Below are 15,069 nucleotides of genomic sequence, written 5' to 3' on the forward strand. Positions count from 1 at the left end.
CAATGGGATCGGGTGCCAGGCTCTCCAATATACCCTTTGTGCAGCCTTTTCCGATCGAAGTTCCGGGAGTTAAAAGACGTTTTGTTAACAGTTCATCTGTCCGCTGCGTTGCAAGTGATTGTCACAGGGCTGGGGGACCACGGTGATATTCGGCGTCGTTTTAGCGGTGATCATAAGCAAGCCGCATTTCTCTGACCGAACGGACTTTCTTCCCCTTTGTCACCGCGTCAGAGACGTTTCCGATTAGCACTATGGCAATTGCCGTTGTGTAACAGAAGAAGACTTCAACGCCCACCTGGACACCATGGCCAAAAATGCCATGGAAGATCCATGTACAGGCACCAACCCGCGTGAAACTTCGGTAGAGCAAATGAAGGATCTTTTTAAAGTTTCTTTCTATGGACAGGAAGCTTTGGTGAAGGGATAAAATAAATGAACAGAGCTTCGGGAAAAGACCCGATGCTCTGTTTTTTTTGGGAGTGAATGCTTTTGGGTTTTTGGATTTCCTGGTGAGAGGCTGTAATGCGGATTTGTGTAAAGATATGCCGGTTTTATATTAAGATTTGCCCGGTGAATATAAATTTATGACTGATTTATGTTAAGATAACCAGATCGACATCCAATTTATTTCCAATTTCTCCCCCGCCGACCTCCTGTCAGTCAAAATTAACGGGTACTGCTCTGTCCTTCTTGAAAAGCAGCCATCTAACAACAACCCCTGCTTTGCCAGCATGTCGAAGATTCCCACATTAAATAAACGTTTAATTAACAAGACACCGTACGACAAGAAGAACCACTTTACGTCACCCATTCCCTGGCAAAAGCCAAAAAGGGACAGCTCTTCCACTCCCCAAAGGAAGCTAAAAACTGTCCCCGCTCCTATCCAAAATACCGATGATACAAGGTTTTGGCTCTTCCGATCTCTTTCGTCCCGTGCACCAGTACTCTTCCATCCTGAAAAGCCACCAAGCGATACTCCTCCACTTTAAAGGACAATAGATACGGGTTTTCTTCCACTTCTATCCCCTGGGAAGTAAGGGATTCTTTAAGAGCATCCAGCCTTCTCCCCTCCTCCAAACGAACAGACGGCCGGATCTGCACAGTGTCCCTGCCGCAGAGAACGGCTGTTTTTGTCTGGTTGTCAAAAGAAAGATGAGGATACGTCCTGGATGTCCCGCAGCTCGGACATTCAGGGTCCTTCAATTTCTCCACCTTCACCGCCATATACTGATTTTTCCATACGTCGAACGAAACAAGTTTTTGGTTGCATTCCTGCTCGTTACCCGACAGAATTTTCAATGCTTCCGCCACTTGATGGGACACAACCATTCCCACAGCGGGAGCAATGATTCCCACTGTATCGCAGGTGGCTCCCCCAAGGGGTACTGTTTTCAGCAAACAATGAAGGCATGGGGTTTTTCCCGGCAAAATCGTCAAGGAGATCCCATAGCTGCCCACGCATGCTCCGTAGATCCAGGGCAGCTGATATTTTTGGGAGACATCATTCATGATTAGCCTGATATCAAAGTTGTCGGTGGCATCAAGCATCAGATCGAATTGTTCTTTTTTCACCATGGCTTCCAGGCTCTCATTCGTTACATCCGACACATATGCGGCAATCTCTACTTCCGAATTAATCAATGCCAGCCGTTGCTTGGCAGCCACAGCTTTCGGAAGCTTTTCCTGTGCGTCCTTTTCACAATAAAGTTGCTGACGCTGGAGATTACTCCATTCCACATAGTCTCTGTCAATCACAGTAAGCTTTCCTACACCGGCCCTCACCAGGGCTTCTGCGTTTCCTGTCCCCAAAGCTCCCGCACCGATCACCAGCACATGTTTTTCGCGGATGCTCTTTTGCCCGTTTACTCCAATCGGTTTGAACAGGGTCTGACGTGAGTATCGGTCCATTACTTGACACTCATTCCTTCCATAGGACTGCTCGCTGTGGCATAACGCTTCTTTTCCATTCGGCCTGCTTCATAACCAAGACGCCCCGCTTCGATTGCAAGCTTCATCGCCTCGGCCATTTTCACAGGATCCTTCGCTGCAGACACTGCTGTATTGAGGAGCACCCCGTCCGCTCCCAGTTCCATCGCCTTCGCTGCATCTGCCGGCGATCCGATACCGGCGTCCACGATAACAGGAACATTCGCCTGCTCGATAATAAAGTCCAGATTTAATTCATTGATGATTCCCTGGCCGGAACCGATAGGCGACGCTCCGGGCATGATCGCATGTGCCCCGAGCTCTTCCAGTTTTCTTGCCAGTACCACATCATCAGACGTATAAGGCAGAACAGTAAAGCCTTCTTTTAAAAGTTCTTCCGTTGCTTTCAACGTTTCCACCGGATCCGGTAGAAGTGTCTTCCAGCAGCCGATAACTTCCACTTTAATCATGTCACAGAGTCCGGAAGCCTTTGCAAGCTTCGCCGTTCTGACAGCTTCTTCCGCCGTTTTCGCCCCTGCAGTATTAGGAAGAAGACTGTATTTTTCCAGATCAAGCTTTTCGAGAAAATCAGGCTGACCCGCCTTAAAAATGTTCATTCTTCTTACTGAAAAGGTTAAGATCTCCGATTCCGAAACATCCACCGCCTTCTTCTGAACATCAAAATCCGGGTACTTTCCTGTTCCAAGCAATAAACGAGAATGAAACGTATTTGAACCAATCTTCAACATATTAACCGCCTCCTACAAAATGGACTAGCTCGAAGTGATCTCCGTCCTGTACGCGCTCTGCTTCATGAAGCTCTTTTGTTAAAATATCCTTATTTTTCTCCACAATGACGACCTTCTGATCCAATTCAAAATGGTGCAGCAGCTCTGATACGGTCGTAATGGAATCTGGCATTTCCACCTGGTCTCCGTTAATAATCAGCTTCATTTTATCACCTCTTTACAGATTCTTTTACTCGATCCAGTGAAAAGGAGCCCATGTATGACGGCAGCGGTTCTTCACGTATCATTTTAGCTACAAGACTGCCCGTTAACGGGGAAAGGAGGATCCCGTTTCGATAATGTCCTGTGGCAATAATGAGATTCTCATCATCCGGATGCTTACCCAGATACGGTAACCCATCTCCCGACTGTGGCCGTATGCCGGTCCAGGAACGTTCGAAGGTGGCGCTCTTCAAGGCCGGAAGTACGTTCACAGCTTCCTTCATTAATTGTGACAGGCCTTCTATCGTCACGTTTTCAGAAAAGGTATTTGGAATCATGGTTGCACCAATCACTAACCGGTTTCCACTCTTCGGTACCAGATAGCAGGTGTCTGTAAAAATCGTGCTGGACAGGAGAGGACGCTCTGTCAATACGGAAAAACATTCCCCTTTTACAGGGTAAGCGGGCAAAGAAAGGCCGCACGTTTCTAACAGTCGCTTCGTCCATGCCCCTGCAGCTACCACGATCCTTTCGCCGTAAAAAGTCCCATCGCCCGTTTGGACACCACAAACGGAATCTACCTCTTTAACAAGAGAACACACGTCTGTATCTTCCTTCAGCTCAGCCCCCAAATGGACAGCAGCCGTGGCAAAGGCGTGTGTCAGCCTTTCCGGGTTCACATGGCCATCACTGGGAATATCCATCGCTCCTAAAAAGGAGGCGGAAAGGTGACGCTCTCTTTCCATTACTTGTTCCGGTTTCAGCCATTCCGCTCTTTCTCCAAGTCTCTGTTGAAAGGCAATCGTCTTTTTCAGATGTTCCGTTTCATTATCTGTTCTTGCAAGCTTCAGCATTCCTTTTTGTACAAGCTCAATATCAATGCCTGATTGCTCTTTTAATTCGTGTTGGAGGGATGGAAACATGGCTCTGCTTTCTTTCGCCATGTCAAATAGCGGTCCTCCCTCAGTCAGCTCCACTTGTGCCCCGAGCATTCCCGCTGCAGCACTGGAGGCCTTCCCCGCCAGGCGCCCCCTTTCCAACAGCAATACCTTTTTCCCATCAAGAGCAAGATAGTAGGCGATGGAACACCCGTTCACTCCCCCACCGATCACGATGGCATCATAACGTGCAGTCATCGAATCTCCTCCTTCCCGGCAAGCCGGCCGGTTTGATAGGCTTTTGCCGCTTGTACCCAGTCTTTCGCATCCATTATTCCCGACATGACAGCGATCCCCCCTGCTCCAGCGGCCCGAAGTTCCGGCAGCTTTTCAGGAGAGATGCCACCTATGGCAATGACTGGAATCCTTAAAGATCTTGTCAGGCTGCTCAATTCGTCAAGTCCTTTTGGCGTTTTCCCGGATTTGGAAGCTGTCGGATAGACATGGCCATAGAGGACAAAATCAGCCCCATCCCGTTCTGCCTCGATGGCTTCTTCATAGCGGTGAACCGATTTCCCTACCCTTAAATGGGGAAAATACTTTCGAACCTCAGAAATGCCAAGACTATGATAGGCAAGCTGAACCCCGTAACAGTTCATCACTCGGGCCACATCCACGCGATCGTGAATGATCAATTTACCCGCCGGAACCCCACTCGCTAAAAGTTCCTCCACAATTTCCATTATCTCTTTTGCACTTCGATCTTTTTCTCTTACATGAATCACATCCACGGACTCATGAACGTCTGACAAGATGCAGACCAACTGTTCTCTTGTCTTTTTGCCATCTGTAACAAGATGTAACTGCAAGGTAATCATCCTTAATGAAACAAATTTGTTGCTCTTTCTTCAAAAATACCAAAAAAACCACTCTTTAACGTAAAGAGTGGTTAAAATCTATGTGTCATTCAACAGTGATAGAGCGATCCCACTTCCCTACGCTAGTCTGAACTAGATCAGGTTCAAAGGGTCTGGAAATTGCTCTTTCCATCTCAGTCACTTATGACGCCCCCAGTGTTATGAGTATTCAATTATTCGCCCCCAGTATAGCACACAATTCATTGTTTTCAAAATACGGAAATGGTTCCAGGTCCTGCAGGCGTTAGTGATGGGATTTTGTGTTAAGACATGCGGTTTTTTTATTAAGATTAAAGTTACTCTAAAAAGTGGACAGGTATAAATGAGAATGATCGTTACCATTTCCCATTGTAAGGGAACGGAGGCTTTTGTGTGTTGATGGCAGCAACGGACAGTTCTCTCCCTTTCAAAAGAAGGAGAGATCCCCCCCATTGTTACGAAATTAAGCACCTACTGAAAAACACACAAAGCATGCGCCAGACAATCCTCAAAATTTGTTATCACTTCTATATTGCCACCACTACAAGGCATAACCCGGACAATAACAGGATCCCCGCTAAGATCAGTACTCCAAAATAAGGTAGGACACCTCTGAACATTCCCTGTTCCATCGGTATAGGTAAACATGTGTGCAAGTTGATTTAGTTCATTAATAGAAGCTAAAAAGGCTCCTTGATTGCTGCAAAGAGTTGATGCGTTCTCAAAACTTATATTTTGTGGAGTATAAAGATATGCAAGTCCACTAACCGGATCAAAATTATTGACAGCAATCTCCGCTCTTCTTTCAGTACACTGCTCTCCTTCGCACGGTTGTAACTGTCTCGGACAAAACGGTATGATACCCATTTAGCTCACCTCCCTTTTATAAAGTATTCATTACGTTATAAAAGGAACTGGTTGGATGCTTATTTTGTTTGACAATGGTGGAAACGCAGAGTATATCCAAATGTTTCCCCGGAAGTGAATATTTCGGCTGGGACAAGGCTCAGGCAAACATTCATATTAGTACTGAAAGATTATCATTTACATCTCGGTGTATTGATTTCCCGTTTTTTTATGAGTCAACTAAATATGAATCTAAATTAAGATAACAAAATTTCAATTCGTCCTCCCCCCCCACGCAAAAAAGGATGCTCCTCCTAAGAAGCACCCCAAAATCGAACACCAAACCCATCCAAAACGCTACAAATCCTACACTCTATAACTCTCTTCTTTTCCTCCACCCGCTCGCACTCTTGCAACCAGCTCCACAAACGCCCTCGCCCTCTCAGTGATTGCGCTCAGCTTCTCTTCTGTCATTGCCCCGCCGGAGGGGACGAGGGTACTTCCGAGGCCGACGCCTGCTGCACCTGCCTCGATGAAGGCACCCGCATTGGAAAGATCGATGCCTCCCGTTGCGATCAACGGAATTTGCGGCAATGGGCCTTTCATATCCTTGATAAAAGAAGCTCCCAAAGTCCTTGCGGGGAAAACTTTAACCATGTCCGCCCCGTGTTCGAAAGCGGTGAGAACCTCGGTCGGGGTAAATGCCCCGGGAACGCTCACAGCTCCGTACCGTTTTACGATTTTTATCGTGTCTACGTTCAGCGTAGGGGAAAAGATAAACTGAGCACCGGAGAGAATCGCTGCCCGCGCAGTTTCCGCATCCAGAACCGTTCCGGCGCCCACACTTACCCCGCCTCCGGTAAACTCAGACGCCAGCTTTTCAATGACGCCCATGGCACCGGGGGTTTCCACCGTGATCTCCAGGGATTTGACGCCCCCTTCACTCAGGGCTTCGGCCACGTCTAAAATACTGTCTTTTCTGGCGCCGCGAATCACGGCGACAATTCCGCTGTCTGTTATATTTTCAAGAAGAAAACTCATCTTGTCACTTCCCATCCAGGAGATCTTTTCGAACCGGAGTGAAAACATCCAGTATCGTACAGCTTTCGATCACATTTACCCGGTGCGGTGCATTGGAAGGGATGTACTGCACATCTCCTTCGTGCAACACCCTCTTTTCACCGGCAACTTCGAATTCCACGCTGCCTTTTTCTATATAGCTGACCTGTTCTTCCACGTGCTTGTCCTCGTCTCCGTGAAAGTCTTTATCCAGCTCTACTTTTACAACCATGACCGATCCTTCTGACGCCAACACTTCTCTTTTAACCATAGACGCTATCAACCTTTCTGTTATATGACTAAATCAGGGAAAAAGAATTTTGGAATAAAGAATGCCACTTCCGGTACAAAAGCTACGAGACCGAGCACAATGAGGATCACCAAAATAAATGGTGTCACTGCTTTAAATGAACGCTCAATGGATATATTTCCGATCTTCGCAGCGAGCAGGAGACAGAGCCCGTACGGAGGTGTAATAAGTCCGATGGCAAGTGTCATGATTATGATAATCCCGAGAAGAACCGGGCTGATATCGAAAAGCTGCGCGACTGGAAGGACCACAGGGACAAACAGAATCATGGCCGGAATCGCATCCATAAACGTACCGATAAACAGGAAGAACAAGATAATAATCAAAAGGAACACAATCTTGCTTGAGATGTTATTCGTAAAGAATTCCTGAGCCCAGATGGCTACCTGGTAGTAGCTCAGCAGTTCCCCGAGAGCGCTGGCTGCGGCCAGGGCAAACAACGAGAGAGAACTGAGCATCAGGGTATCCGTCAGCACTTTCGGCATGTCCCTTAGTTTCAGAGTCTTATAGAAAAACATGCTGATCAGGAATGTGTAAACAGAAGCGAAAGCAGCGGCTTCCGTAGCAGTGAAAATCCCTGAAATAATACCCCCGATTAAAATGACCGGAGTAAAAATGGCAGGAAGCGTTTCCAAAAATGATTTTGTGAATTCATTTACCGAAGTGCGGTTCGCCTTTGGATACCCGCGCTTAACGGCAAAGATGTAGATAAGGAGCATCATCCCGAGACCAACGAGAACGCCCGGCACGATCCCGGCTAAAAACAACGCACCTACTGAGACGTTTGTCAGGCCTGCAAAGATGATCATCGGAATACTAGGAGGAATAATAACCCCTATCGTCGATGAAGCGGCGGTCACACCTACGGCAGTCGGGGTGTCATATCCCTGTCTTTTCATGCTGGGGATGAGAATTTTCCCCACACCGGCTGTATCTGCCTGTGACGCACCGGAAACTCCGGCAAAAATCATCGAAACGAGTATATTCGCGTGGGCAAGCCCCCCACGGATATGGCCGACGATTTTCAGGGAAAAATCAATCAGCTTTTGAGAAATCTGCCCGTGATTCATCAGGTTTGCGGCTAAAATAAAGAGCGGCACGGCCAGCAGAACAAACGAGTCCAACCCGTTGAGCATTCTTACGGGAACAGTTACTTCAGGAATATAAGGGATGGCGAAAATTCCGACAAAGGCAATGATACCAATAACAAACGCAATCGGAACACCGATCAGCAGCAGTACAAGAAAGAGTCCTATTAATAAAAATCCCATCTCTTACTCCCCTCCCCGTGCCGAGATCAACTTAACACTCGTAAACACATGTGCCGCAAGATAGATGACCATCGTTCCTGCCATAATCGGCAGAGAAATCCATACATAGCCCATTTTCAAAGCCGGTATGGTCACCCACTGGTAACTCCAAAACGTCGTTAAAGCCGTTAAACTGTAAATGAAAAGCACGCTGCTGAAGGCGATCAAGATCACATCAATAGTGATGTTTAACGCGTACTTTGCTTTGCCTTTCAGCTTCTTTGCCAGCAGATCGAAATTAAAATGCTCTTTTTTATTCACCATCACGGCCGCACCCATAAACACGGCCCAGATAAAGGAATAGTTAGCGACCTCGCCTGTCCACAGGACAGATACGCCCAATTGACGGCTTACCACCTGAACAAGGATGGCCGCGAAAAAGATACATAGAAATACAACACCGATAATCAGTTGAATCTGCTCCAGCCGTTTAATGAACACTCGCTTCACCTACTCATGTTAGAGATTAGGGGAAGATCACTCCTGTGTGCTCTTCCCCCTTGATTTATTGTTTAAGGTCGTTGATTCTTTGGAGAATATCTTCAATACCCGCGTCTTCTGCGAACGCTTCCTGGATCGGAAGGGCAATCTCGATGAACGGCTCACGGTCAATTTCATTGATTTCAGCACCTTCCTCAAGGGCTTTCTCCTTATACTCCTCTTCTTGTGCGTAAAGGGCTTCACGCTCTGCCACTGTTGATGCTTCTGCAGCGTTTAACAGAATCTCCTTCTGCTCGTCCGTCAACTCATCAAAACGCTCTCCATTTACAAGAAGTAAACGGGTCGTGTAGTCATGTCCTGTCTCTGTGGTGTACTTCCCATTTGGTGTCTGGTGGTGATTTTGCTGGACAAAGTACGGGTAAGCGTTCTCAGAAGAATCTACAACATTTTGCTGCAGTCCCTGATAGAGCTCTCCCCATGCTACATCAACAGGTGTTGCGCCTGCCTGTCTCCAGAAGTCTGCAACGACACCGGAGGTCTGGGTTCTGATTGACATTCCTCTAAGATCGTCAATAGTCTCGAGCGGCTCTTTGCCGTAGTAGTGACGGACACCGGCTGACCAGTAGCCGAGTACTTTAAAGTCATTGCCGGATTGTTCGTTAATAATCTCCGCCAGTTCTTCTCCTATTTCCCCGTCTACAACAGACTCCCAGTGGTCGTAATCGTCAAACAGGTACGGCAGCGCTAATAAGTCGACTTCTTTGATTCCAGTAGCCGTCATGAAGCCCGGTGAAACAAGGACAACATCCGCTGCACCAAGTTTTAGCTTTTCCACAAGTTCCGACTCCTCTGTCCCGATGGTTCCCGCATGAACCTCCACTTCAATAGCCCCGTCTGATTCTGATTCAGCTACATTCTTGAACTCAAGCATCCCTTCCTGAAATGGATTGTCGGGAGAAGTCTGGTTGTGGGCAGCAAGGATTTTCAGGTCCCCGCTTCCTTCTGCTCCGCTTGTTTCATCGTCATTTCCACACCCAGTGAGTACCAATCCCAATGCAGCAACGGTCATCCCCAATGTACTTGCCAGTTTCTTCATGTCCTATTCCTCCCGGTTTTATTTTTATCTATTCCATATTTGCGTGGCGGCGGGTCATTTCTTCGTACCCTTCACCTTTAACTGTTCCAATGATAATCGCATCCAGTACCAGATGAACGGCCTGGTCGAACTGGTTTCCAAGTGGCTGAATGGTCTCAGGTTCTTCTTCTCTTCTAAACTTTGTCGCTGCCGGAATGACCAGTACGAGGTCACTTATTTCAGCGATGGGCGATTGGTCGTTTGTTGTGACAAGCGCCACCTTTGCACCTGCCTCTTTGGCCTTTTGGGCAAACTGCTTAATCGCGCCCGTTGTTCCGGAACCGGAAATCCCAACGAGAAGATCCCCTTCTTCGACGCTTGGGGTAATGGTTTCCCCGACTGCAAAAACGGTGTAGCCGCTATGCATGAGCCTCATGGCAAAGGCTTTCCCCATCAGTCCTGAGCGCCCTTCACCTGTAATAAAAATCCGCTTCGCATCTTTTAATTCCTGACTAAGTGCCGAGGCTTCGCTTTCGGAAACGTTGGAAAGAACCGTGTCCATTTCAGCAGCGACCTGATTAATGATTGTTTTCATAGTCATCCATAACTCCTCTCATTTTTAATACGACTTGTTTTTTATCATCCGCCTTTGTAACCGCGCTCCCAACGATCACAACCGAAGGGGATTTGCGCAAAATCTCCGGGAGTGAATCTGGTGAAATGCCGCCTGCTACTGCTACTTCAAGATTTTTCCGTCCTTCTGTAAGGGAGAACAAGTCAAGCTTCATAGCCCCTCCCTTTTGCATATCCTTTCCGTAGTGGAGACTTACGAGGTCCGCCCCCAGTTCTTCAATGACTGCAATACGATCCGGGTTTGTTACGCCAAGCAAATCAATCATGACGCGTTTTTCTTTGTCTTTGGCAACTTTCAGCACATCCGCTATGGTCTGATCCGCTGAAAAAGCCATCACTGTTGTAATGTCCGCTCCCGCTTCAAAAGCCTGGAGGGCCTCATGCTTGCCTGCATCACAGGTTTTCATATCCGCCACCACGGTTCTGTGAGGAAACGTTTCTTTTATCTCCCTCACAATCGCCATGCCGTATTCTTTAATTACACCGGTGCCCACCTCAATCCAGTCGATATGCGCTTCGGTCTGTTCAAGAATCGCGAAACACTCGTCTCGGGTTAACCGGTCCAATGCCAGTTGAATCTTCAATGGAAGCCCTCCTTCTATCTGAGGCCACTGAAAAAGTACAAACCAACTTTTTCACTGCCTTTTATTTAAGCGGCAATGGCTCCATTCGGTTGCCCGCCTGTTACGAGAACCCCACTCCTAACAGGCTTTTAAAACATGCAACCGTTCCGCTCATTGCTTAGACGGCACTTAAAAAAAGTTTAAGACCGAACTTTTTCAGTGCCGTCCTATCTTTCTATGAATTCTTTTTCACCAAGCTTTATTAACACGTCTTCCAGGTAAGGGAGACCTTCATTATCACCTGAGACTCCCACAACCATTGACCCGATGGTATTGGACACATGCAGCCGTTTCTCCAGAGACCAGCCTTGCAGCCAGCCGTATAAGTATCCTGCGTCGAACCCGTCACCGGCCCCTACTGTATCTACCACACTAGGTGCTTTTACCGGAGGTGCGATGACTTTTTCGCCATTTTCCCACCCCGTCGATCCGTTCCCGCCATCTTTCAGCACCACGGATGTAAGCTCAAAACGACTGCATTTTTCGAAAATAACATCGGCGTCCACGCTGTCAAACAGGATCTCAGCCTCCTCCATACCTGCAAGTAAAAGATCCACTTCCGGCAGAATGTCCAGTAAGGCCTCTCTCGCTTCTTCCTTCCGCCAAAGCTTCAGGCGGATGTTAGGGTCCAGGGAAATGAGTAGACCCTGATCTTTTGCAAGACGAATGGCTTTCTTTACAAGAGGGACGTTTTTTTCTTTATCCAGGGCCATAAACACACCGGTTATGTGCAGCACCCGCCCTCCCTTAAAAATCGACGCGTCGATCGCCTCTTCCGTGAGGGTCACGGTCGGTGAGTTGGAGCGGTAGTAAAACGTTCGCCCGCCCCCGCCTTCATACACTTCCTTGAACTGAACCGAGGTCGGGTAGCCGTCCACAAGCTTCACCTGTGAAGTATCCACTCCTTCTCCTCGGGCAAAGTTTCGGATAAATCGGCCAAACTCATCATTGCCGAGCCGGCTGATCCACATGGTACGAAGGCCGAGTCTCGCGCAGCCGATAGCCAGGTTAAACTCAGCGCCGCCTGCTTTCCGGTCAAATGCATTCACAAATCTCATCGGTCCTTTTGTCTGGGGCTGCATGGATACCATGGCATCCCCGATCGTAATTACATCCATGTCGGTTAACTCCTGTCTGCCAGATTAGCAAGATTCTCCGGGTATCAATTCCGGCTCATAGCGGTACACCATTTCATCCCCGGTATTGTTGTTTTTGACTTTATCAATAATAATGGACGCTGCTTTTCTACCCATCTCAAAGGTCGGCTGTGCAATATACGTAAGCGTCGGAGAGTACAGATCGGCAAAGGAAACTCTGTCAATCCCGATCACTGCCAAATCCTCCGGCATGGAAAGACCCGACTCCTTCACAAACTTCAACACTTCAATCAAGGAAAGATCATTGGAAGCCAAAATCGCATCCGGCTTTGAAGGTCCGTTAAACATCTCTCTGAGTGCGCCCTGCATATCTTCTACGTCCACGCTCTTGATCCACCCTTCCTTCAGTGAAAGACCATTGTCTTTATGCGACTGTTTGAATCCGTTGATCCGCTCCACCCGCGGTGAAGGTTTTTGTTTAAGCGAGGTGGTTAACATCCCAATGTTGGAATAACCTTTACCGGCCAGGTGAGTAACGGCAAGGTCAGAAGCCCTTTCGTTATTCAGTTGGACAGTGGGAACCTCCACTTCATCAATGATCCGGTCCATAAATACCAGGGGGAATTCCCCTTCCTTCATCTTTTTATATAAATCCAGGTTGCCTCCAGTGGGAAACACAATAAGTCCGTCCACCTGCTTGGCCAGCAACATTTCAATATACTTCTTCTCTTTTTCCGGATTATCATCGGCATTGCACACAATGAGATGAAAATCATGCTCATGACAGTAATCTTCAATAGCTCTGATCACCTGGGTGGAAAAGGAATGAAGAATGTTCGCCACAATCACCCCGATTGTCTGTGTAGATTTCTGTTTTAAGCTGCGGGCAACAATATTCGGCTGATACCCCAGCTCGCTGATTGCGCTTTCAATTCGTGCTTTTGTTTTTGCGCCCATGTAGTCAAACCGCTTGTTTAAGTATTGCGATACCGTACTCTTTGACACACCGGCCTGCCTTGCTACATCGGCCATCGTTATTCGTTTGTTCACATTGACTCAGCTCGCTCCCGCATTACTAAATCGGTTTAGTAAATCGATTTAGTAAGAGTATAAAACAAATGTAAGCGCTTTACAAGGTGTAAATTTAAAAATATTCTTTTAAAACTGCATAGATATTTTAATTCAGACATTAAGAGGGGTTAACTCGACATCTTCAACGTCGAGGCTCTGAGTGGAAGTTACATAAACCATATAAAAAAGGCTGCCTCCAAGAGACAACCTCTACACCCTAATCATCCACGTATTCCGTTTCAAACAAAGCTGCCACACTTCAGTCCCCATCCATTGTAATTGGTTCTGTTCTGCTGCTTCTGGAGTGATCTTTAGTCCATCCGACGAAAATGTAAAGTACAGTCGTAATCGTGACTTGCGTTCCTTTCTCAAATCTCGGGAAGGTGAGACGGTTAAGAATGGAAGCCAGGTGAAACTCGATTGTTCGAGCAGGTAACCCTACCACACTGACTTTATCGTACGCCCGAAGCAGTCAACCTCTGTCTTTCCACCTGACTCCGAAACCACAATCGCATAGCTTTCAGCTTGTTCCGGCAAAATGAGGTTGGTCATCGTCCTGCGTCCGCCGTCGATGAAGATTTCTACAGATCCCCGATCCACAACGAGTTGAAGGTCCAGCGCTCCAGCTTTGGCACTGAAAGGAGCTGTTGTAACAGCCGGGAATTGTTTATGAAACTTACTGTTTTTCATGCCTGCACGGTCAAATGCAACCTCTCCTTGTTCGAAGTCCACCGTGACAGTACAGCCTTTTTTACTATCGGACTGGAACAACGTAACGAACATCTTCCCTCGTCCAGATTCATCTCCATCTACGTTTTTCATCTTCAGATCAAGCACAAAAGGTACATCCGGTTGAGCGATAATTGACGTGATGTCTTCTCCTATACTTATCGTTCGGTCTACAAAAATGTTTTCAGAGCGGTCAAACAGCTCTGACACTGGCTTTTGGATTAGCTCATACGCGCCTCGTTCCTGCACAAGTGAAACCTCTCTTGGGAGTGACATGGCACTTCTCCACGGGCTTGTGGGAACATCATTGGCATACTGCCAGTTGCTCATCCACGCCATCCAGATTCGCCGGCCGTCTTTTGCGGGTATATCTGAAAACGACTGGGTCGCGTAGAAGTCCTTTCCATAATCCACCCAAGCAGCATCACAATCAGATGTACCCGTTACTTTCGGTTCCGTTACAAACGTCCGACCATCAAAATCACCTACAAAGTACTGTCCGCCCGAACCCCCGGCAACAGCACCGTCTCCAATGTCCACCTGCATGACCCATTTTACCTCTTTGGTTGCTTCTACCTCCAGAGCAAACAAATCCGGACATTCCCAGACACCTCCGTGAGCGCCTTCGCATTTTCCAAATGAGCTTTCATACGTCCAGTTGAGCAGGTTCGGTGAAGAATAGATCATTATTTCCTGCCCGGCAGCAAGCACCATCACCCATCTGCTCGTCTCATGATGCCAGAACACTTTCGGGTCACGAAAATCCTTCAGCTCTGTATTTGGAATCACCGGATTGCCGGCGTATTTCACCCACGTGCGTCCCCGGTCGGTGCTGTATGCTATACTCTGCTGCTGAGTGTTTTCTGAAGCACTCGTATAAATCGCTACCAAACCGTGTCCCCCACCGAAAAGGCCGGATGTATCATGCCAGTCCACCACGGCACTGCCTGAAAAAATCATCCCCAGTTCATCAGGCTCAAGGGCAACAGGGAGATGCTCCCATTCAAGGAGATCCCTGCTCACCGCATGCCCCCAGTGCATGGGACCCCACTGCATCGAATCGGGATGGAACTGGTAAAACAAATGGTACTCCCCTTCGTAGAAAACCATTCCGTTTGGGTCATTCATCCACTTCTCTTCGGGTGTGAAATGAAGATGCGGGCGGTACGGCTCCTGGTAAGTTGTTTTTTCTGTTTTATTTGCCAGCTTATTATCCAACGTCACA

General features: G+C 47.6%; 16 protein-coding genes and 1 riboswitch. All 16 genes read right to left on the bottom strand.

All coding sequences use genetic code 11. The features are described from left to right. Positions 1-879: 879 nt before the first annotated feature. Positions 880-1,908 (bottom strand): thiazole biosynthesis adenylyltransferase ThiF, encoded by a 1,029-nt coding sequence (locus EBO34_RS13345; RefSeq protein ID WP_122899355.1) that lies wholly within the window; start codon positions 1,906-1,908, stop codon positions 880-882. Beyond that, complete coding sequence (locus EBO34_RS13350; protein ID WP_122899357.1) at positions 1,908-2,675, bottom strand: thiazole synthase; 768 nt, start codon at positions 2,673-2,675, stop codon at positions 1,908-1,910. The genes EBO34_RS13345 and EBO34_RS13350 overlap by 1 nt, the downstream gene beginning before the upstream one ends. A 1-nt stretch (position 2,676) precedes the next feature. After that, complete coding sequence (gene thiS / locus EBO34_RS13355) at positions 2,677-2,880, bottom strand: sulfur carrier protein ThiS (RefSeq protein ID WP_122899359.1); 204 nt, start codon at positions 2,878-2,880, stop codon at positions 2,677-2,679. 4 nt (positions 2,881-2,884) lie between these two features. Continuing rightward, entirely contained in the window at positions 2,885-4,012 is a 1,128-nt protein-coding gene (gene thiO, locus EBO34_RS13360) for a glycine oxidase ThiO (protein ID WP_122899362.1), read from the bottom strand. Further along, a complete protein-coding gene (gene tenI / locus EBO34_RS13365; protein WP_183163876.1) occupies positions 4,009-4,632 on the bottom strand; it encodes a thiazole tautomerase TenI in 624 nt (207 codons plus the stop codon). The genes thiO and tenI overlap by 4 nt, the downstream gene beginning before the upstream one ends. Positions 4,633-4,729: 97 nt before the next feature. After that, positions 4,730-4,836, bottom strand: a riboswitch (TPP riboswitch). 285 nt (positions 4,837-5,121) lie between these two features. Continuing rightward, positions 5,122-5,517, bottom strand: a complete 396-nt coding sequence (locus EBO34_RS13370; protein ID WP_122899364.1) for a C-type lectin domain-containing protein — start codon at positions 5,515-5,517, stop codon at positions 5,122-5,124. 345 nt (positions 5,518-5,862) lie between these two features. Next, positions 5,863-6,537, bottom strand: a complete 675-nt coding sequence (locus EBO34_RS13375; protein WP_122899366.1) for a bifunctional 4-hydroxy-2-oxoglutarate aldolase/2-dehydro-3-deoxy-phosphogluconate aldolase — start codon at positions 6,535-6,537, stop codon at positions 5,863-5,865. Between the two features lie 4 nt (positions 6,538-6,541). Next, positions 6,542-6,826, bottom strand: coding sequence for a cupin domain-containing protein (locus EBO34_RS13380; protein WP_122899368.1), 285 nt, complete (start codon positions 6,824-6,826; stop codon positions 6,542-6,544). 20 nt (positions 6,827-6,846) lie between these two features. Continuing rightward, positions 6,847-8,136 (bottom strand): TRAP transporter large permease, encoded by a 1,290-nt coding sequence (locus EBO34_RS13385; protein WP_122899370.1) that lies wholly within the window; start codon positions 8,134-8,136, stop codon positions 6,847-6,849. Positions 8,137-8,139: 3 nt separating this feature from the next. Next, positions 8,140-8,616, bottom strand: coding sequence for a TRAP transporter small permease (locus tag EBO34_RS13390; protein ID WP_249414095.1), 477 nt, complete (start codon positions 8,614-8,616; stop codon positions 8,140-8,142). Positions 8,617-8,680: 64 nt separating this feature from the next. Then, complete coding sequence (locus EBO34_RS13395) at positions 8,681-9,712, bottom strand: TRAP transporter substrate-binding protein (protein WP_122899374.1); 1,032 nt, start codon at positions 9,710-9,712, stop codon at positions 8,681-8,683. A 28-nt stretch (positions 9,713-9,740) separates the two neighbouring features. Then, complete coding sequence (gene hxlB, locus EBO34_RS13400; protein WP_236784655.1) at positions 9,741-10,292, bottom strand: 6-phospho-3-hexuloisomerase; 552 nt, start codon at positions 10,290-10,292, stop codon at positions 9,741-9,743. Then, a complete protein-coding gene (gene hxlA / locus EBO34_RS13405) occupies positions 10,270-10,908 on the bottom strand; it encodes a 3-hexulose-6-phosphate synthase (protein WP_122899377.1) in 639 nt (212 codons plus the stop codon). Before hxlA ends, hxlB begins: the two co-directional genes overlap by 23 nt. A gap of 206 nt (positions 10,909-11,114) precedes the next feature. Further along, entirely contained in the window at positions 11,115-12,065 is a 951-nt protein-coding gene (locus EBO34_RS13410) for a sugar kinase (protein WP_122899379.1), read from the bottom strand. Between the two features lie 24 nt (positions 12,066-12,089). After that, a complete protein-coding gene (locus EBO34_RS13415; protein ID WP_122899381.1) occupies positions 12,090-13,076 on the bottom strand; it encodes a substrate-binding domain-containing protein in 987 nt (328 codons plus the stop codon). A gap of 477 nt (positions 13,077-13,553) precedes the next feature. Continuing rightward, positions 13,554-15,068 carry a glycoside hydrolase family 32 protein gene (locus tag EBO34_RS13420; protein ID WP_122899383.1) on the bottom strand — a complete coding sequence of 505 codons (1,515 nt, stop codon included), beginning with the start codon at positions 15,066-15,068 and terminating at the stop codon, positions 13,554-13,556. Between the last annotated feature and the right edge of the window lies 1 nt (position 15,069).

This window comes from Alteribacter keqinensis, assembly GCF_003710255.1.
Taxonomy (GTDB): Bacteria; Bacillota; Bacilli; order Bacillales; family Salisediminibacteriaceae; genus Alteribacter; species Alteribacter keqinensis.